16 protein-coding genes and 1 tRNA gene are annotated in these 19,021 nt (G+C 67.4%); 4 read left to right on the top strand and 13 right to left on the bottom strand.

What is annotated here, in order from left to right; translation table 11 throughout:
• Positions 1-109 precede the first annotated feature (109 nt).
• The 4 genes from ACSYHF_RS19740 to ACSYHF_RS19725 form a co-directional block, all read right to left on the bottom strand.
• Positions 110-1,330: an RtcB family protein gene (locus ACSYHF_RS19740; protein ID WP_338167586.1), complete on the bottom strand. Its 1,221-nt coding sequence runs from the start codon at positions 1,328-1,330 to the stop codon at positions 110-112.
• Positions 1,331-1,386: 56 nt separating this feature from the next.
• Positions 1,387-2,511: a slipin family protein gene (locus tag ACSYHF_RS19735; RefSeq protein WP_111128529.1), complete on the bottom strand. Its 1,125-nt coding sequence runs from the start codon at positions 2,509-2,511 to the stop codon at positions 1,387-1,389.
• 356 nt (positions 2,512-2,867) lie between these two features.
• A tRNA-Gln gene (locus ACSYHF_RS19730) sits at positions 2,868-2,938 on the bottom strand.
• A 682-nt stretch (positions 2,939-3,620) separates the two neighbouring features.
• Positions 3,621-4,577, bottom strand: coding sequence for an aldo/keto reductase (locus ACSYHF_RS19725; RefSeq protein ID WP_197598727.1), 957 nt, complete (start codon positions 4,575-4,577; stop codon positions 3,621-3,623).
• 169 nt (positions 4,578-4,746) lie between these two features.
• On the opposite strand from ACSYHF_RS19725, the gene ACSYHF_RS19720 reads away from it, so the two are divergent.
• Positions 4,747-5,604: a class I SAM-dependent methyltransferase gene (locus ACSYHF_RS19720; protein ID WP_447575954.1), complete on the top strand. Its 858-nt coding sequence runs from the start codon at positions 4,747-4,749 to the stop codon at positions 5,602-5,604.
• A 241-nt stretch (positions 5,605-5,845) separates the two neighbouring features.
• On the top strand, positions 5,846-6,385 hold the full coding sequence (locus ACSYHF_RS19715) for a pseudouridine synthase (protein ID WP_005420252.1): 540 nt from the start codon (positions 5,846-5,848) through the stop codon (positions 6,383-6,385).
• Between the two features lie 90 nt (positions 6,386-6,475).
• On the opposite strand, the gene ACSYHF_RS19710 is transcribed toward ACSYHF_RS19715, so the two are convergent.
• Positions 6,476-6,850 carry a hypothetical protein gene (locus tag ACSYHF_RS19710; RefSeq protein ID WP_005420251.1) on the bottom strand — a complete coding sequence of 125 codons (375 nt, stop codon included), beginning with the start codon at positions 6,848-6,850 and terminating at the stop codon, positions 6,476-6,478.
• A 210-nt stretch (positions 6,851-7,060) separates the two neighbouring features.
• Positions 7,061-9,565 carry an ATP-dependent helicase HrpB gene (hrpB, locus tag ACSYHF_RS19705; protein WP_262220819.1) on the bottom strand — a complete coding sequence of 835 codons (2,505 nt, stop codon included), beginning with the start codon at positions 9,563-9,565 and terminating at the stop codon, positions 7,061-7,063.
• Positions 9,566-9,632: 67 nt separating this feature from the next.
• Here hrpB and ACSYHF_RS19700 point away from each other — a divergent pair, with 67 nt between their 5' ends.
• The gene (locus ACSYHF_RS19700) at positions 9,633-10,430 is read left to right on the top strand and encodes a TatD family hydrolase (protein WP_111128584.1); all 798 of its coding nucleotides are present in this window, start codon (positions 9,633-9,635) and stop codon (positions 10,428-10,430) included.
• 56 nt (positions 10,431-10,486) lie between these two features.
• On the opposite strand, the gene ACSYHF_RS19695 is transcribed toward ACSYHF_RS19700, so the two are convergent.
• The 4 genes from ACSYHF_RS19695 to ACSYHF_RS19680 form a co-directional block, all read right to left on the bottom strand.
• Positions 10,487-11,371, bottom strand: coding sequence for an NAD-dependent epimerase/dehydratase family protein (locus ACSYHF_RS19695; RefSeq protein WP_095378236.1), 885 nt, complete (start codon positions 11,369-11,371; stop codon positions 10,487-10,489).
• Positions 11,368-12,306 (bottom strand): 2-dehydropantoate 2-reductase, encoded by a 939-nt coding sequence (gene panE, locus ACSYHF_RS19690; protein ID WP_111128521.1) that lies wholly within the window; start codon positions 12,304-12,306, stop codon positions 11,368-11,370. Before panE ends, ACSYHF_RS19695 begins: the two co-directional genes overlap by 4 nt.
• Positions 12,307-12,465: 159 nt before the next feature.
• Positions 12,466-13,257, bottom strand: a complete 792-nt coding sequence (locus ACSYHF_RS19685; RefSeq protein ID WP_005420226.1) for an ABC transporter permease — start codon at positions 13,255-13,257, stop codon at positions 12,466-12,468.
• The gene (locus ACSYHF_RS19680) at positions 13,254-14,222 is read right to left on the bottom strand and encodes an ABC transporter ATP-binding protein (protein WP_111128519.1); all 969 of its coding nucleotides are present in this window, start codon (positions 14,220-14,222) and stop codon (positions 13,254-13,256) included. The genes ACSYHF_RS19685 and ACSYHF_RS19680 overlap by 4 nt, the downstream gene beginning before the upstream one ends.
• An 84-nt stretch (positions 14,223-14,306) precedes the next feature.
• On the opposite strand from ACSYHF_RS19680, the gene ACSYHF_RS19675 reads away from it, so the two are divergent.
• Positions 14,307-15,056, top strand: coding sequence for a ferredoxin--NADP reductase (locus ACSYHF_RS19675; protein WP_072168039.1), 750 nt, complete (start codon positions 14,307-14,309; stop codon positions 15,054-15,056).
• A gap of 115 nt (positions 15,057-15,171) precedes the next feature.
• Here the strand turns inward: ACSYHF_RS19675 and ACSYHF_RS19670 are convergent, their stop codons facing one another.
• The 3 genes from ACSYHF_RS19670 to ACSYHF_RS19660 all read right to left on the bottom strand — a co-directional run bounded on the left by ACSYHF_RS19670 (position 15,172) and on the right by ACSYHF_RS19660 (position 19,018).
• Positions 15,172-16,329, bottom strand: a complete 1,158-nt coding sequence (locus tag ACSYHF_RS19670; protein WP_095378234.1) for a lytic polysaccharide monooxygenase — start codon at positions 16,327-16,329, stop codon at positions 15,172-15,174.
• Between the two features lie 177 nt (positions 16,330-16,506).
• Positions 16,507-17,673 (bottom strand): lytic polysaccharide monooxygenase, encoded by a 1,167-nt coding sequence (locus tag ACSYHF_RS19665; protein ID WP_065177863.1) that lies wholly within the window; start codon positions 17,671-17,673, stop codon positions 16,507-16,509.
• 175 nt (positions 17,674-17,848) lie between these two features.
• Positions 17,849-19,018 carry a lytic polysaccharide monooxygenase gene (locus ACSYHF_RS19660; RefSeq protein WP_111128517.1) on the bottom strand — a complete coding sequence of 390 codons (1,170 nt, stop codon included), beginning with the start codon at positions 19,016-19,018 and terminating at the stop codon, positions 17,849-17,851.
• Positions 19,019-19,021 lie beyond the last annotated feature (3 nt).

Below are 19,021 nucleotides of genomic sequence, written 5' to 3'. Positions count from 1 at the left end.
TGCCGACCTTGGTCGGCGCCGTTCCATCCACGCATGGCGTGGCTCGACTGCAGCGCGGTCGAGCATGATTGATGCGCGGTGGGTGCCGGCCTTGGCCGGCACCGCTCCATTACCCCTTCACGCACAACACCTGGCGCAGCGTGTGCACCACGTCGACCAGGTCCAGCTGCGCGGCCATCACATCGTCGATCGACTTGTACGCGGCCGGTGACTCGTCCAGCACGCCGCTGTCCTTGCGGCATTCCACATGCGCGGTGGCCTCGCGATGCTGGGCCAGCGTGATCTGCTGGCGCGCGGCGCCACGGCTCATCACCCGGCCGGCACCGTGGCTGCAGCTGTGGAAGCTGTCCGCGTTGCCCTTGCCACGCACGATGTAACTGCGCGTGCCCATGCTGCCGGGAATGATGCCCAGCTCACCCTCGCGGGCACTGACGGCCCCCTTGCGCGTCACCAGCAGCTCCTGTCCGTGGTGCGTTTCCTTCTGCACGTAGTTGTGGTGGCAGTTCACTGCCATCGCCGCCAGCTGGAACTTCGGCAACCGGTGGCGCATCTCGGCCAGCACGCGCGACATCATCGCCTCGCGGTTCTGCCGGGCGTAGTCCTGTGCCCACGACACGGCTTCGACGTAGTCATCGAAAAGCGGCTCGCCTTCCATGAAGAACGCCAGGTCCTTGTCCGGCAGGTGGAAGCCCAGCACGCGCCGGGCCAGTTCCTCGCGCGCCTTCTCGATGAAGTAGGTACCGATCAGGTTGCCGGTACCGCGCGACCCGCTGTGCAGCATCACCCACACCGTATCCGTCTCGTCCAGGCACAGTTCGATGAAGTGGTTGCCGCCACCCAGCGTACCGAGCTGGCGGTCGAGCTTGTCGGTGCGGATCCTGCGGTGCCTGTCCTTGATCTTCTCCAGGCCGGCGGCCAGCCCGGACTGCACCAGCCGGGTGTGGATGCTGTCGGGCATGCGCTGATGCTCGCCGCCGCGCCCGTTGCCGACCGGGATGCTGCGCTCGATGCTGTTGCGCAGCTGCCGCAGGTCATCGGGCAGGTCGTTGGCGCGCAGCGTGGTGCGCACGGCCGCCATGCCGCAGCCGATGTCGACGCCGACCGCCGCCGGGATGATTGCACCGCGGGTCGGGATCACCGAGCCGACGGTCGCGCCCTTGCCCAGGTGCACGTCCGGCATCACCGCCACCCACGGCCCGACGAACGGGATCGCGGCGATGTTGCGCAGCTGCTCATGCGCCTGCGCCTCCAGTGGCACGCCGTTGACCCAGCCCTTGATCGGCGTGCTGCCCTCGGCATGCAGCCATTGATAATTGTATTGAGTGTCCATGTCTTCGTGTATGTCCTTGATGGGCCGGCGGCGCGTCCCTGCGCCACCGCGAGCCCCTACCTGATCGTCACCAGCTGCTTCAGCACGCCGTCCAGGCCGCCGAACACGGTGAGCTTGTCGATCTTCTCGGTGACCTTCTCCAGCGCCTCCAGCTCCTTCAGGCGCATCAACACCGGGTTGTCCTCGATCAGCTTTGCGGTGTTGAGCTGCGAACGGGTGGCATTGGCCTCCTCGCGGCGGCGGATCACGCTGGCCTGGGCCTGCTTCTCGGCCAGCACCACGCCGTTGAGAATCTCCTTCATCTCGCCCGGCAGGATCACGTCCTTGATGCCCACGCCAAGCAGACGTACACCGTGGCCCTCGATCGCGGCCTGCACATGGGCGGCGATCTCACCGTCCAGTGCCGCCTTGTCACCCAGCAGCTCGTCCAGGCTGCGCGCGGCAATCGCCTGGCGCAGGCCGAACTGCAGCTGACGATAGATGAACTCATCAGCATTGCTGAGCGAGCGGTGTGCGCGCACCGGGTCGACCACCTGCACGGTCGCGGCCAGGTTCACCCGCAGGGTCACCTTGTCGCGGCTGAGCAGCTCCTGGCCGGATACGTCCAGCGAACGCGCACGCAGCTCCACACGCTCCACCGACACGTTGCCGTTGAAGTTCCAGAACGCGTGCAGGCCGGCGTCCAGGGTCTGCCGCAGCGTGCCATCGATGAACAGCAGGCCCACCGACTCGCTCGGCACGGTGCTGATCACCGCCACACGCGGCAGCACGCCCAGCTGGCCCAGCCGCTGCTGCACGTCCGCCGGGACGCGCGGCTCGTCACCCAGTGCCATCACGCGCACCTGGGTGTCGACAGAACCGCGCCAGTACAGGCGGTGGCTGCCCGGCGGCAGCACTTCATCGATGCGGCCGTTGCGCAGCAACAGGCCGACCTCGCTGGCGCCGACGTTGGCCAGCACGAAGTGCGTGTCCAACCGCGCGCCCAGTGCCTCGATCAGGCTGTCCTGGTCGCTGCCGGTGTAGGCCGTGCCCTTCGATGCAGTGTGGATGTCCACGTGCGGGCGGCCGCCGAACGGCGACAGGCGGTGCACGCCCGGCAGCAGGATCTGCTGGAAACGACGGTTGCGATACACCAGGCCGCGCTCGCCGTCGCCGATCACGACCTTGATGGTCCAGAACATGGGAGTCTCTCCTTGTATGGCTCTGGTGGTTCGACCCGTTGCAGATGAATCGCCATGACCCGGGTCGATCAGGTCGTGGCGAGGCCGCCTGCACACCACGTGCAGGCAGCGGAAGAGGGCGGCCATCGGCGGACGGTCCGCGCGCGGAGCCTTCGGTGCACCGGCAGTGCTGCCATCGTCGTTCCCGGCAGGCAGCACCGGGGCGGAACGTGGCTGGCAGTGACGGCGGGCCGAGGCCCGGCGTGCGGTCCGTTGCCTTCCACGCCCCGCCCGAGGGCAGTGACCGTGGACGGCGACGATGGCCGCTGGGGCTTGCGCCCCGGGTGTTGCTTCAAGTCATGACGTGACAGGTCATGTGGTTGGAGTGGGAGTCGAACCCACGACAGACGGAATCAGGATCCGTTGCTCTACCCGACTGAGCTATCCAGTGGTGAACCGCGCGGAATCGAACCGCGTGCCGGCGAACCGGCGCCTGCCTCCAGCAGGCGATCCAGGCGATGGCATGTCCGCGACCTCCGGCATACGCCACGGCAACGCCGCGCGCACCAGCCCGTAGTTGAAACGGGACCGTTGGTAGTCGAGGGTGCAGGCCACCGACATTATCGGCGAGCGATAATGTTTGGTTGCGATGCAGATAATGTCCAGGCGTTGCCATGCACGCGGAGAAAATCCTCCGGCACGGCAGAAAAACCTGGATCAGTGAGCGGCGGGTCGCCGCGCGGGGTGCAGTTCTGGCATCGCGGGTCCTTGTGCCGACGCAAACGAAAACGCCCCCGGGACTTGCGTTCCGAGGGCGTCGTCAGGCCTCGGAGATCGGGGTGGCCGATCTCCGCAGGGCGGGCATCAGGCCGTTGTCAGCTGGTCTTCCTTGCCGAACGCACACGCCGGCCGGTCCATGCGCAGGCATGGCAGCAGTTTGGCGATGGCGACGGAATGCGCGTTCAAGGGAAGTTTCCAGTGGGTGTTGAAACGAGGTGCGCACGATAAACCACGATTTAGTCGCGCGCAACCATTTTGTTGAATTATTTCCTTCTTTACCGCGCGATGCCGGCCAGCGACCGGCACTACCTGACTGTGTCATGCCGGCCAGCGGCCGGCACAACCGGGTCTCATGATTCGGCGCTGGCGGCATCCAGCTGCGCGACATCCTGCACGCTCAGCGATACGTTCGCTGCGGCCAGCAGGTCGTGCAGCTGTTCGACGCTGGTGGCGCTGACGATCGGCGCGGTGATCGACGGCCGCGCGATCTGCCAGGCCAGTGCGATCTGCGCGGCGCTGGCGCTGTGTTTGCTGGCTACGTCATCCAGCGCTTGCAGGATGCGCAGGCCGCGCGGGTTCAGATAGCGCTTCACTACCGTCTCGCCACGTGCCGGACTCTTGGCCGCATCGGCCGGCGTGCGGTACTTGCCGCTGAGGAAGCCACTGGCCAGCGCGTAGTAGCCGATCACGCCGATCTGCTCGCGCTGCACCAGCGGTTCCAGTTCCTTTTCGTAGCCGGCGCGGTCGTACAGGTTGTACTCCGGCTGCAGGGTTTCGTAACGCGGCAACTTGTAGTCGGTGGACACCTTCAGCGCATCGGCCAGGCGCGTGGCGCTGTAGTTGGAAGCACCGATCGCACGCACCTTGCCGGCCTCGATCAGGCGGCCGAACGTGGCCAGCGTGGCTTCCAGCGGCGTCGACTCGTCATCCTCGTGGGCCTGGTACAGATCGATCACGTCGGTCTGCAGCCGGCGCAGCGAATCCTCGACCGCCGCATTGATGTTGTCCGGGGTCAGGCCGGGGCGTTCGGCCCACTTGGCCACCTTGGTTGCCAGCACCACCTTGTCGCGCTTGCCGCTGCGGGCAAACCACTTGCCGATCAGCGTCTCCGATTCGCCGCCGACATTGCCCGGCACCCAGGCCGAGTAAACGTCGGCGGTGTCGACCAGGTTGAAGCCGGCATCGACGAAGGCGTCGAGCAGGGCGAAGCTGGCCTTCTCATCGGCGCTCCAGCCGAACACGTTGCCACCGAAGGCGAGCGGACGTACATGCAGGCCGGAACGGCCCAGTTCGCGGGTTGCCGTCATGGGCACGGACTCCTTGGGGGAAGTGTTCCAGAATAGAACGCGATGTGTGACCGTGCTGCGGCGACGACCACAAAACAGTGTTCCGCGACGCGCTCGCCGCTAACGTTTTGTGAACACCTGGGACGCTGCGACTGCTAGTCTCGCCGCATCTTCCGCTGGAGTCGTCCCGATGATGCCTGCTTCGTCCCTGCGTGGTTGCCGCCTGCTGCTTGCTTCGGCCCTGCTTGCTGCTGTTCCTGCGTTCGCCGCACCGGCCACGGTGGCACCGGCGAAGATCCAGGTCTTGCCGGCCATCGATGCGGCGGTAAAGGCGCCCACCCGCGATGCCAACAACGTCAAGCGCGATGGCTTCCGCCATCCGGCACAGACGCTGTCGTTCTTCAAGGTGGCACCGGAAAAGACCGTCATCGAGATCACCCCCGGCAACGGCTGGTACTCGGAGATCCTGGCGCCGCTGCTGCATGACAAGGGCCACTATGTGGCTGCCGTGGTCGATCCGATGGCGGTGCCCGAGGGGCGCGGCCGCGACTACCAGCAGCGCAGCCGCGACAGCCTGGAAAAGAAGTACGCCGGTGCACCCGCGCAGTTCGGCAGGACCGCCGTGGTCGCCTACGATCCGGCCAAGCCGGTGTTCGGCCCGGCCAACTCAGCCGACGTGGTGCTGACCTTCCGCAACGTGCACAACTGGCGCAAGGCCGGCCAGGCGCAGGGCATGTTCCAGGGCTTCTTCAACGTGCTCAAGCCGGGTGGCGTGCTGGGTGTGGTCGAGCATCGCGCCAAGGCCGACGTGGCCGACGACGATGACACCGGCTATGTCGGCCAGCAGCAGGTGATCGCAATGGCCGAGGCCGCCGGCTTCAAGCTGGACGCGCGCAGCGAGGTCAACGCCAACCCGCGCGACACCAAGGACCACCCCAATGGCGTGTGGACGCTGCCGCCGACCAACCAGCACGACAAGGCCGATGATGCGAAGTACCAGGCGATCGGTGAAAGCGACCGCATGACCCTGCGCTTCATCAAGCCGTAAGCCGGCACGCCGTAGCGCCAGCGCGGAGTGCCCCGTAGAGCCGAGCCGATGCTCGGCTCATCGCGCGCGGCGCGACGGAGCACAACAGCAGCCGAGCGTGGGCAATGCCGGCCGTCCTGACCGGCACCCTTCGGACCGTCGCACGCGACGTTGGCAGCGGCTCCTGCCGCTGCCTCCGGTTCTACAGTCGCCTGGCGCGAGGCGTGGGACAATGCCTTACCCGCCGCCCGCCATGCCTGCAATGCTGATCGCCTTCAACAAGCCCTTCAACGTGCTCTGCCAGTTCACCGACCGCAGCGTGCCGCCGCGGCCGACCCTGGCCGGGTTCGGCCTGCCGCCGCGCGTGTATGCCGCCGGCCGCCTGGACCATGACAGCGAGGGCCTGCTGCTGCTGACCGACAACGGCACGCTGGCGCACAAGCTCACCGACCCCAGGCACAAGGCCGACAAGACCTACTGGGTGCAGGTGGAAGGCACGCCCGGTGACGAGCAGCTGCAACAGCTGCGCGATGGCGTTGTGCTCAACGATGGACCGACCCTGCCGGCGAAGATCGAGCGCCTCGACCCGGCGCCGACGCTGTGGACGCGCGATCCGCCGGTACGTTTCCGCAAGACCGTGCCGGACAGCTGGCTGGCGATCACGATCCGCGAGGGCCGCAACCGCCAGGTGCGGCGGATGACTGCAGCGGTGAACCTGCCGACGTTGCGACTGGTGCGGGTGTCGATGGGACCGTACCGGCTGGAGGACCTGCAGCCCGGGCAGTGGCGGCAGATCGGTTGAAACAGAAAGGGCCGGATACCTCGCGGCATCCGGCCCTGGCTCGGGGTCAGATCCCTTCCGCAGGAAGGGCTCTGACCCGGTCGGTCACACTCACGCGTCGCTGCCGATATCGCTGTGCTCGTCCACGACGGTGTCGTTGCGGCGGTCACGCGCGCTGATGCGCTGCGCCTGCCCATTCACCACGTGGCCATTGGCGGCCTTCTTCTTCTGCTGCTTGCGGTACAGCGCATAGCCGAGCAGGCCAACACCCACCGCAGCAGCGGCCACGGCCACGGCCGGATTGCGGCGCACGAACTTGGTCGCGGCCTTGCCGCCGGTCTTCACTGCGCCGATGGCGGCGCCGGTCTTGATCCAGTCCGCATTGCGCAGGCTGCCACCGGCGCTCTTCAGGCCATCGCCGGCGGTGTGGGCCAGCTCCAGGGCGCGCTCCAGGGCGCGGTCGGTGATTACGGTCAGCTTGCTCATGCGGGGGTCCTTTGCCTCGGGTCGAAGTCCAGTGTCGCGCGTTGCCCGTAAACGGTATGTCAGCCGGGGACGCACGTGGCGTGACTCTACCGCAGCCATTCAGGATCAGGCAGGGTGGGGCGGATCCCTTTCTTTTGGGAAAGGGCTCTGACCCCGGCGCGGTGTATGGGGTCAGAGCCCATTGCGATGCAATGGGATCCGCCCCCGCCCTCAGGTTCCGCGCGGCTTTGCCCGGTGCGTGGCCGTGGCTGTCCACGGATCATCCGGCCATGGATGGCGCGGGTAACGGCCCTTCATTTCCTTTTTCACTTCGGCGTAGGTGTTTTCCCAGAAGTTGCGCAGGTCCTGGGTGACCTGCAGCGGGCGGCCGCCGGGGGAGAGCAGGTGCAGGGTCAGCGGCACGCGGCCATCGGCGATGCGCGGCGTGTCGGCCAGGCCGAACAGTTCCTGCAGTTTCACCGCCAGCACCGGCGGCAGCGGATCACCACTCTCGCTGTTCAACGCGTAGGTGATCGGCCGCTCCAGCCCGGACGGCACGGTGATGCGGGTCGGCGCATTGCGCTCGACCAGCTGCCGTTGTGACCATTCCAGCGGCGACTTCAGTGCCTCGCCGAAACTGGCCTCATCCAGCGCGTCCAGGCGGCTCTTGCCGGCGAACGCGGGTTGCAGCCACTGCGTGAGGTTGGCCAGCAGGGCCGCGTCGCTGCAGTCGGGCAGGTCCAGCTCCGGCATCCAGCGCCGCAGTGACTCGACGCGCGCCTGCCACTGGCGCAGGCCCTCGGTCCACGGCAGCGCCTGCAGACCGAGTTCAGCCACCGCGCCGGTCAGTGCCTGCGCGGCGTGCTGCGGATCGACCCGCCCGGCCGAGCGGCTGTCCAGCACGATGCGGTCGAAACGGGTCTCGCGCAGTGCCACCAGGGCGCGTCGCTCGCTGTCCCAGCGCACTACGTCTTCGGTGACGAAGCGATCCGGCCACGCCTTGCGCAGCCGATCCTCGTCCACCGGCGCGGCACGCAGCAGCAGTGCATCGCGCGCCTCGAAGCGCAGTTCGCTGGCCACCAGCCACGGCTCACCGCGCAGGTCGCTCAGCTCGTGCAGGCGCGCGCTGCGGCCATTGGCCAGCAGGTAGCGCAGAGGATCGCTGGGATGCTGGAAGCCAATTCGATCGGGAAAGGCATGAGCGAGCAGGTCGCCCAGCTCATGGGCCTCGATGCTGGCCGGCGGCGTGGCTTCGCAGCGCAGGCGGCGACGCCACTGCTTGGCGGCGGCATCGATCGCGGCCAGCCCGCTGCGGTTGGCATCGCCCGGTGTGCGGCCATTGCGGAACGCGGCCAGTGCGCGCCAGCGGGCCGCCAGGGCGTCGCCGCCCTGGCGCAACGGGTCGCGCGCCTCCAGCAGCGCGGCCAGGTCGGCAGCCAGCGCCTGGGCGCGGGCATCGGGCGCTGCCAGCAGCATCGCCGCCATCCGTGGATGCGTGCCCAGCGCCAGCACACGCCGGCCCAGTTCGGTGATCGCGCCACTGCTGGACAGGGCGCCGAGCCGCTGCAGCAGTTCGCGCGCCGCGCCCATCGGACCCGCCGGGGGCGGATCGAGGAAGCGCAGATCGCTGCTGCCCCAGGCCGCCAGTTCCAGTGCCAGTCCGGCCAGTTCCACCTGGTCGATTTCGGCGCGGCGCTGCGGTTCCAGCCGCTGCGACTGTGGCCACAGCCGCCAGGCCACGCCCTCGGCGACGCGGCCGGCGCGGCCCGCGCGCTGGTCGGCCGATGCCTGCGCGATGGCCACCACGTCCAGCCGGGTGAAACCACTGTTGGGGTCGTAGCGCGGTTCGCGTGCCTGGCCGCTGTCGATCACCACGCGCACGCCGGGCAACGTCACCGACGACTCGGCGACGTTGGTCGCCAGCACCACGCGCCGGCGGCCATCGCTGGCCACCTGAAGTACGCGCGCCTGTTGTTCCACGGGCAGTTCACCGTGCAGCGCCAGGACCTCGACATCGCCATTGAGCGATTCCTGCAGGCCCGCCTGCACCCGCGCGATCTCGCGCTGGCCGGGCAGGAACACCAGCAGGTCACCGGGGTGCTCGGCCAGGGCCTGCTGCACCGCGCGGCGCACCTGCAGTTCCAGCGCCTCATCGCGGCGCGCCGGGAAGTGGCTGATCGCCACCGGGTAGCTGCGGCCCTCGCTGCTCAGCCGCGGCGCATCGAGAAAACGTGCCAGCCGCTCGCCGTCCAGCGTGGCCGACATCACCACCAGGCGCAGGTCATCGCGCAGCTGCGCCTGCACATCCAGCGCCAGCGCCAGGCCGAGGTCGCCGCTGAGATGGCGCTCGTGGAATTCGTCGAACAGGATCGCACCGACCTCTTCCAGCATCGGGTCGTCCTGCAGCATGCGGGTCAGGATGCCTTCGGTGACGACCTCGATGCGCGTGCGCGCCGAAACCTTGTTTTCGAAGCGGATGCGGTAGCCGACCGTGCCACCGACCTCCTCGCCCAGCTGCCGCGCCATGAACAGCGCGGCGCTGCGGGCGGCGACCCGCCGTGGTTCCAGCAGGATGATCTTGCGGCCCTGCAGCCACGGTGCGTCGAGCAGTGCCAGTGGCACCTGGGTGGTCTTGCCGGCACCGGGCGGGGCCTCCAGCACCAGTCGCTGCTGCGCGGCCAGGTGTTGCTGGATCTGCGGCAGCAGCGGGGAAATCGGGAAGAGCGAGGCGTTCATGGGCAAAGGATAAGGGGGCACGGCGGGCGCAGGTACAATGCGCGGGCACTTTTCCCCCGCGATGACCATGCACCTGATCGATATCGGCGCCAACCTGACCCACGACTCCTTCGACCGCGACCGCGATGCCGTGCTGGACCGCGCGCGCCAGGCCGGCGTGGTGCAGATGGTCATCACCGGCGCCAGCCGCGAGCACTCGCCGTTGGCGTTGCAGCTGGCCCAGCAGCACCCCGGCTTCCTGTACGCCACCGCCGGCGTGCACCCGCACCACGCGGTGGAATACACCGAGGAATGCGATGCCGAGATGCGCGCGCTGCACGCGCATCCGGAAGTGGTGGCGGTGGGGGAGTGCGGGCTGGACTACTTCCGTGACTTCTCGCCGCGCCCGGCGCAGCACCGTGCTTTCGAGCGCCAGCTGCAGCTGGCCGCGGAAAACGGCAAGCCGCTGTTCCTGCACCAGCGTGATGCGCATGCCGACTTCATGGCACAGATGAAGAACTTCGAAGGCCGCATCGGCCCGGCGGTGGTGCATTGCTTCACCGGCGAACGCGATGAGCTGTTCGATTACCTGGACCAGGATTGGTACATCGGGATCACCGGTTGGCTGTGCGACGAACGCCGTGGCGCGCACCTGCGCGAACTGGTGAAGAGCATCCCGGCCAACCGCCTGATGATCGAGACCGACGCGCCGTACCTGCTGCCGCGCACGTTGAAGCCGATGCCGAAGGACCGGCGCAACGAGCCGATGTTCTTGTCGCACATCGTGGAAGAGCTGGCACGTGACCGTGGCGAGGACGTTGCGGTGACCGCGGCCAATGCCACGGCGGCCGCCCGCGCGTTCTTCCGCCTGCCCGACGCGGGTTGATGGTAGTGCCGGCCGCTGGCCGGCAGCACATCTTGATTGCCGGCCAGCGGCCGGCACTACCGGAGCAGGTCGCGCAGGCCCTCACGGTAGCTGGGGAACCTCGGCTCCCAGCCCAATGCTTCACGCGTGCCACGGCTGTCGATGCGCTTGTTGCTCTCGTAGAAGCGCCGCAGCGTCGGGCTCAGTGCCGGGTCATCCCAGGCCACGGCGGGCGGCAGCGCAAACCCGCCCAGCTTCGCGGCGAAGGCCAGCACATCCTGCGGCGGTGCAGGCTCGTCGTCGCTGGGCAGGTAGAGACCCTGCCGGGCCGGGCGCCGCATTGCGGCGATGATGACGGTTGCCAGGTCATCCACGTGCAGTCGGTTGAACACCTGGCCCGGGCGAACCACGTGGCGCGCACGCCCCTGCGCCAACTGCACCAGCGCATTGCGACCCGGCCCGTACAGGCCGGGCAGGCGGAACACCGCCGAGGCGATGCTGCGTTGTCCGGCCAGTGCACGCCACTGTGCTTCCGCGAGCAGGCGCTGCACACCAGCCGCTTCAGTGGCGTCGGCCGCGCTGCGCTCGTCGATCCAACCGCCGGCGCGGTCGGCATACACCGAGGTCGACGACAGATAGCCGACCCAGCGCAATGCCGGGCTGGCCTGCAGCGCGGGCAGCAGCAGGCGCAGTGCCGGGTCGCCCTCCGCGTCGGGCGGCACGCTGCACAGCACGGCATCGGCCTGCGCGATCTCATCGAGCAGGGCAGGCGACGGTGGCGTGTCGGCGTGCAGCTGATGCCGTGGCAGGCCATCGTCCGGCGCGAACGAGGGATCGCGCACCGTGCCGGCCACGCCTACGCCGTGCGCCTGCAGCTGCGCGGCCAGCACGCGTCCGCTCCAGCCCAGCCCGAGAATCAGTACCCGCGCGGGCAATGGGCTGGCCTGCAAGGCGGGACTCACGCGACCCGCAGTGCCTGGTAGGCCTGCAGGCTGCTGTAGGCAACCTGCAGCAGCAGGGCTTCCTGATCAGCCCTGCGCGCACGCACCAGCATGTCGCCAACAATCTGTTCGGCCTCCACCTGCTGGCCGGCCTCCAGATCACGCAGCATCGAGGCCTTCAACGCCGAGCCGGCCTGGGTCAGCGTGCCGCGCGCAGTGTCCTTCGCTGCCTCCGGAACCGGTTCACCGGCGGCTTCGGCGACGGCCAGGCACTCGTCGTAAAGGCCACGTACGATCGCCTCGCCATCATCGGTGGCGACGATGGTGCCGATATCCGCACGCAGCAGGCAGGTGGCTGCGGCCAGCGCGGTCAGGAAGGTGTACTTGATCCACTGTTCCTGGCCGATGCGCTCGCTGGCCAGGTGATCAAGGTTGGCCTTCGCGCAGACCGCAGCGAAGGCGCGCACGCGCGCGGAGATCGCGCCGCCGTCGCGCTCGCCGAAGGTGAGCTTGGCCGGCTTGCCCAGATGCAGCACCGCGCCATCGGGCGCCTTGGTGGCGCTGATGAAGCACAGGCCGCCGAGCACGGCGTCGCGGCCAAAGCGCAGATCCAGTGCGTTGTAGTGGTGCAGGCCGTTGAGGATCGGCAGCACGGTGGTGTTCGCGCCGACTGCCGGGGCGATGGCATCGATCGAACTGTCCAGGTCGTAGGCCTTGCAGCTGAGGATGACCAGGTCGAAGGGCTTCTGCGCGGCCAGTGCGGGCAGTGCATCAGCAGTGACGTGCTGAACCGGGAAACGCGCATCACCCAGTGGGCTGCGGATGACCAGGCCATCATGGTCCAGCTGCGCGGCGCGCGCGGGGCGCACGAGGAAGGTCACGTCCACGCCGGCCTGGGCCAGGCGGCCACCGAAGTAACCGCCGGTACCGCCGGCGCCGAGGATCAGGATGCGCATTGCACGTTCACCGTTTTCTGGGGGGAATCAGTACTGCGATTGTGCCGGAGATTGCAGGCAAAAAAGAGCCGAGCATAGGCTCGGCTCTACAGACTGCTGCATCCACGCATGGCGTGGATCTGGTGTTGCCGGCCAGCGGCCGGCACTACCACGCAGGTCTCAGCTGCGCATACCCACGCCACGGCGCAGCAGCCACAGGGCCAGCGCCGTCAGCACCACCACGAAACCGATCATCAGGCCGTAGGCCACCGGCAGCGGCACATCGCTGCTACCCAGCAGGCCATAGCGGAACGCGTTGACCATGTAGAAGATCGGGTTCGCGTGCGTGGCCGCTTCGGCCCAGCCCGGCAGCAGCTTCACCGAATAGAACACGCCACCCAGGTAGGTCAGCGGGGTCAGGATGAAGGTCGGCACGATCGCCACGTCATCGAACTTCTTCGCATACACCGCATTGATGAATCCGGCCAGCGAGAAGATCGTCGCGCCGAGGATCACCGTGGTCAGCATCACGATCGGATGCGGGATTCGCACCGGGGTGAAGAACATCGCGATGATCAGCACGATCACGCCGACCATCAGGCCGCGCAGCACGGCACCGGCCACGTAGCCCCACAGGATCACCCAGTTCGGCATCGGGCTGACCAGCAGTTCTTCGACGTGGCGGCCGAACTTGGCACCGAAGAACGAGGAACTGATGTTGCCGTAGCTGTTCTGGATCACGCTCATCATCACCAGGCCCGGCACGATGAACTGCATGTAGGTGTAGCCGCCCATGTCACCCACGCGCGACCCGATCAGGTTGCCGAAGATCAGGAAGTACAGGGTCATGGTGATCGCCGGCGGCACCAGGGTCTGGCCCCAGATGCGCATGATGCGGGCGACTTCGCGGCGCACGATGGTCATCAGCGCGATGCGGTTGCGCTGGCCGTCGGTCAGCTCGGTGGTGCTCATGCAGGCTTCTCCATGTTGCCGGTGAGGCGCACGAACAGCTCCTCCAGGCGGTTGCTCTTGGTACGCATCGAACGCACGCGGATGCCGGACTCGTTCAGCGTAGCGAACACGCGGTTGAGGTCCATCGCGCGTGGCATGTCGATGTCCAGCGTGTGCGGGTCCGGCGCGGTCAGCGTCGTGCCCTCGATCACCGGCAGCTGCGCCGGCAGGTCACCGTCGATGTCCAGCAGGAAGCCTTCCACGTCCAGCTTGGCCAGCAGGGTGCGCATCGGCCCCTGCTCGACGATCTGGCCATGGTTGATGATCGCCAGGTGGCGGCACAGGTACTCGGCTTCTTCCAGGTAGTGCGTGGTGAGGATGATCGTGGTGCCGGCAGCGTTGATCTCCTTCAGCACGCGCCACATGTCGCGGCGGATCTCGATGTCCACGCCGGCGGTCGGCTCATCCAGGATCAGCAGGCGCGGGCGGGTCATCATCGCGCGGGCGATCATCAGCCGGCGCTTCATGCCGCCGGACAGCGTGCGGCTCATCACCTGCGCCTTTTCCCACAGGTGCGCGCGCTTCAGCTCTTCCTCGGCGCGCTGCTCGGCTTCCTCGCGCGGCACGCCGTAGAACCCGGCGTAGTTCACCAGGATGTCGAAGGGCTTTTCGAACAGGTTGAAATTGATCTCCTGCGGCACCAGCCCGATCAGGCGCATGGTGGCGCTGCGGTTGCGCACCAGGTCGCTGCCGAACACCTCCACCTGGCCCTCGCTGAGGTTGACCAGGGAGCTGATGATGCCGATCAGGGTCGACTTGCCCGCCCCGTTGGGGCCGAGCAGGGCGAAGAAGTCGCCCGGGGCCACTTCCAGGGAAACGCCCTTCAGGGCCTGGGTGCCGTTGTCATAGGTCTTGCGCAGGTCGCGCACGCGCAGGGCGGGCGCCGTATCGTTCTGGAATGCCAAGCTCGAAGCCTTCGCGCCCATGGGCTGGCGCTGGAGAGGGGCGGGGAGGGGCTATTATAGAAGACCCCGAGGGCTTGCCCCGGCTACACACTGTCCCGAAAAGTCGTGCCTGTTCAATTCCCCCTCAAGCTGGTCGGCTGCCGCATGCTGGCCCCGACCGTCGGCCACTACCAGTTCGTGCGTGACGATGGGCAGCCGCTGGATTTCCAGCCCGGCCAGTTCATCCAGGTCCATTTCAGCTACGCCGACGGCACCGAAACCAAGCGCAGCTACTCGCTGGCGACCATCCACGACCATGCGCTGGGCCCGGGCGAGGCGGTGGACATCGCGGTCAGTTTCGTGCCCGGTGGCGCCGCCACGGCCCTGTTCGAGGCGCTGGAGCAGGGCAGCCAGATCAGTGCGTCCGGCCCCTATGGCCGGTTCTGCCTGAATCCCGGTGACCACAACGCCCGTTACCTGCTGATCGCCACCGGTACCGGTGTTACCCCGTACCGCTCCATGCTGCCGCTGCTGGAGAAGGCCATGGCCGAACGCGGCGTGCAGATCGTGCTGCTGCAGGGCGCGCGCAGCCCGGGCGAGCTGCTGTACAGCGAAGATTTCTACAGCTTCGCCGAAAAGCACGCGAACTTCCGCTATGTTCCGTGCCTGTCGCGTGAACTCCCGGCTGATCCGCACCCGGACGTACAGCACGGCTACGTGCAGCAGGCGCTGGCCGGCTTCACGCCGGACCCGGCCACCGACATCGCCTACCTGTGCGGCAACCCGGACATGGTCGATGCCTGCGCCGAGCTGCTGAAGGCCGCCGGCCTGGGCAACCCGCAGATCCGCCGCGAGAAGTACGTCAGCAGCAAGTAGGCCCGGGTGGTGCCGGCCGTTGGCCGGCAACCCCATGAACCCCGGTAGTGCCGGCCGCTGGCCGGCACCCCCCCGCAAACCGGAGGCGGCACCACGCCGCCCCCGGTGCCCGGCCTCAGTACGCGATCCAGGCGTCACGCCAGGCAGAGCCGGTGCCCGGGCGGTAGGGTTCGGCATTGACGTTGCACCACGCGCCCTCCGGGAACGGGCGGCAGGCGTAGAATTTGCCGTCGGCGCCCTTGACCACGGTTTCGCCCGGCGTGTAGCTGCCGATACCGTCCGGATACACGAAGTCATAGTCGCCCGGTGGCGGATCGACCGGATCCGGCAGCTGCGTGTCGAGCTGGAAGCGATGGCCCGGCTTCAGGTAGACGCGGTTCTCGGTGGCCGAGGCGATGGGAGTGATGATTCCGTTCTTCAGCACGCCCACCCGGGCATGCTGGGCAGAAGCGTTGACCTGGTGGGCCAGCGCCAGCGGCCATTGCGTGGCGGAGGTCTGCCCGGTGGCGAGGGTGATCTTCGGGCTTTCCAGGTCATTGCCGTTGGCGTTGAACACGCGCAGGGTCAGGGTGGTACCGGTCTCCAGGTCACCCCGCGCGGTGATGGCCCCAGCGTCCTCCCACTCTGGTGGCGGAATGATGTCACCGCCTTCGAAACGTACGTCGGCACAGGTATAGAACGCTTCCTTCGAATCCGAGCGTTGCCAGGTGTTGTAGATGATGTGCTGGCCAGTACGCTTGGGCAGTGGGCAATCGAGTCGGTAGATGCCGTTGGCATCCTCGTCCACGTGACCCAGCGAGCAGAACTGCTCCAGATCGTCCCAACGCAGCGGGCTGCCCGGTTGCCAACCTTCGCGGGTTACATAGAAGACCCAGTCTCGGGTCTTGTGCGGAGCCGATGCGAGGTACTCAAAGGTGTAGCGACCGCGGGCATCGGCGCGGATCGGGCTGGTCGACCAGTCCGTGCGATTGAGGTTCATGCCGCGGTACTTTGCATTGCCGCCGCTGCACAGTTCGCCATCAGGCACGACCTGGCGATGGTTGCCGTCAGCCTCGGCCTGGTTGATGCCGGCCCAGTCGTAGAAGGGCTGCGCGCCACCGATGGCCTTGGCTGCCGCACAGGCCGCATTGGTCGGATTCTCGGGGTTGGCCTGACGGCAGGCGTAGATGCGGCTGATCGGCTTGGAAAGGGTGCCGTGGGCCTGGGCCTCCTGTGAGGCGAAGAGAGCTGCGCACAGGGAGGCAGCAACTGCTGCAAGTAGGTGGGCTTGCATCGATGACGTCCTTTGACGCGTGGAAGACCCGCCGAGTTTCCACGCAGCATAGAGCGTCCTCCATTCAACGGTTCCTAAAAAAACGAGGCTGGGAACCCATCGCCTTTTTCCATGCGACCGCCATCGCAAGAAGCGTCATGCAGGAGGGGTGGCACCGAAGTGCCACCCCCGTCGAGTTCAGTACGCGATCCAGGCATCACGCCAGGCAAAGCCGGTGCCCGGGCGATAGGCATCGGCGTTGATGTTGCACCACGCACCTTCCGGGAACGGACGGCAGGCGTACAGCTTGCCGTCGGTGCCCTTCACCACGGTCTCGCCAGGCTTGTAGCTGCCGAGGCCGGCCGGATACACGAAGTCGAAATCGCCACCCGGCGGATCGACCGGATCAACCGGGCCCGGAATCTGGGTTTCCAGTTCAAAGCGGTTGCCTGGCTTCAGGTAGACGCGGTTCTCGGTGGCGGACGCCACCGGCGTGATCACGCCGTTCTTCATCACGCCGACGCGGGCGTGCTGGGCACTGCCGTTGACCTTGCGGGCCAGCGCCATCGGCCACTGTGCCGGAGCGGTCTGGCCAGCAGCCAGGGTGATTTCCGGGCGCTCCAGATCGTTGCCGTTGGCATTGAACACGCGCAGGGTCAGCGTGGTGCCTGCCTCCAGCGCACCGCGGGCGGTGACCGGGCCGGCATCCTGCCACTGCGGCGGCGGAATCACGCCATTGCCGCCTTCGAATCGCACGTCCATGCAGGTGTAGAACGCTTCACCCGAATCCGAACGCTGCCAGGTGTTGTAGATGATGTGCTGGCCACTGCGCTTGGGCAGCGGGCAATCCAGCTTGTAGGTCTTGCCATCCACCGGCACGTTGCCCAGGGTGCAGAACTCCTGCAGGTCGGCCCAGCGCAGCGGGCTGCCCGGCTGCCAGCCCTCACGGGTGACATAGAACTTCCACTCGCGGGTGGCATGCGGGGCCGGGGCATAGAATTCGAAGGTGTAGCGGCCACGCGCGTCGGCGCGGATCGGCGTGGTCGGCCAGTCCGTGCGGTTCAGGTCGAGGCCGCGGTACTTGGGAATGCTGGCACTGCACAGCTCGCCGTCGCGCACCAGTTCACGATGGTTGCCATTGGCATTGCCGTGCGCAATCGCGCTCCAGTCGTAGAACGGCTGCGCGCCGCCAATTGCCTTGGCGGCGGCGCAGGCCGGGTTGGTCGGGTTTTCCGGATTGCCCTCGTGGCACTGCTTCACGCGGCTGAGCGGCTTGGTCATGGTGCCGTGGGCGAAGGCGCTGCCGGACAGGGCCAGGCCGGCAACGACGGACAGTGCGAGGACTGCCCGATGGGACAGGTGCATGCAGAGACTCCTTTGCGAGGTATGGGAAACCCCATGAAGTCTTCACATGCAGACAGGCCGGCAATATCGGACAAGTTTGATTTCAGTGGCTGTCGTGCCTGATCTGCAGCACGCTGCTCAAAGCACTGCGGCTCAGGCAGAAGGCGGCGCGATGCGCACCGCCTTCTACAACGGGTCAGTAGGGCACCCAAGCATCGCGCCATGCACTGCCCATACCGGGGCGATATGCCTCGGCATTGACGTTGCACCACGCCCCTTCCGGGAACGGGCGGCAGGCGTACAGCTTGCCGTCGGTGCCCTTTACCACGGTCTGGCCGGGGACGTAGCTGCCAATGCCTGCGGGGTACACGTGGTCGAAATCACCGCCCGGCGACGGCGTGCCCGCGTCGGGCACCCGGGTGTCGAGCTGGAAGCGGTTGCCGTCCTTCAGGTACACCCGGTTGTCGGTGGCCGAGGCCGCCGGCGTGATCACGCCGTTGCTGAGCACGCCCACGCGTGCGTGCTGCGCACTGGCATTGACCTTGCGTGCCAGCACCAGCGGCCACTGTGCGGCGGCAGTCTGGCCGCTGGCCAGCGTGGCTTCCACGCGTTCGACATCATTGCCGTTGGCATTGAACACGCGCAGCGCCAACGTGGTGCCGACCGGCAGCTCGCCGCGCGCGGTGACCGGGCCGGCATCCTGCCACTGTGTTGCCGGTGCCGTTCCGCCGCCGCCCTGGAAGCGCACATCCATGCAGGTATAGAACGCCTCGGTCGAATCCGAGCGCTGCCAGGTGTTGTAGATCACATGCTGGCCGCTGCGCTGCGGCAATGTGCATTGCAGCTTGTAGGTGCCATCGGCCGACAGCGGTGTATTGCCCAGGGTGCAGAACTCCTGCAGGTCGGCCCAGCGCAGCGGGCTGCCCGGCTGCCAGCCTTCGCGGGTGACGAAGAAGCGCCAGTCACGGGTGGCGTGCGGTGCGGTCGCCTTGAACACGAAGGTGAACCTGCCATTGGCATCGGGCTGGATCGGCGTGGTCTGCCAGTCACTGCGGTTCACGTCCAGGCCGCGGAAGGTCGGGTTGTTGCCGCTGCACAGCTTGCCGTCGGGCACCACGGCCTGGTGGTTGCCGTTGGCATTGGCCTGGTTGATGCCGTTCCAGTCGTAGAACGCCTGCGAACCGCCGATGGCCTTGGCGGCGGCACAGGCCGGGTTGGTCGGGTTCTCGGGGTTGCCCTGGAAACAGGCGTAGACGCGGCTGACCGGCGTGGTCATGGTGCCGTGGGCGAACGCGTTGCCGGCCAGGGACAGGCCCGCAGCCACGAACGAGGTAGCCAGCAGCAGCGGTGTGGATCGGAATGACATGGC

The organism is Stenotrophomonas maltophilia group sp. P373, from assembly GCF_053295075.1.
The sequence above is the reverse complement of the archived record's forward strand: the minus strand, read 5'-3'. Positions and strand labels throughout refer to the sequence as shown.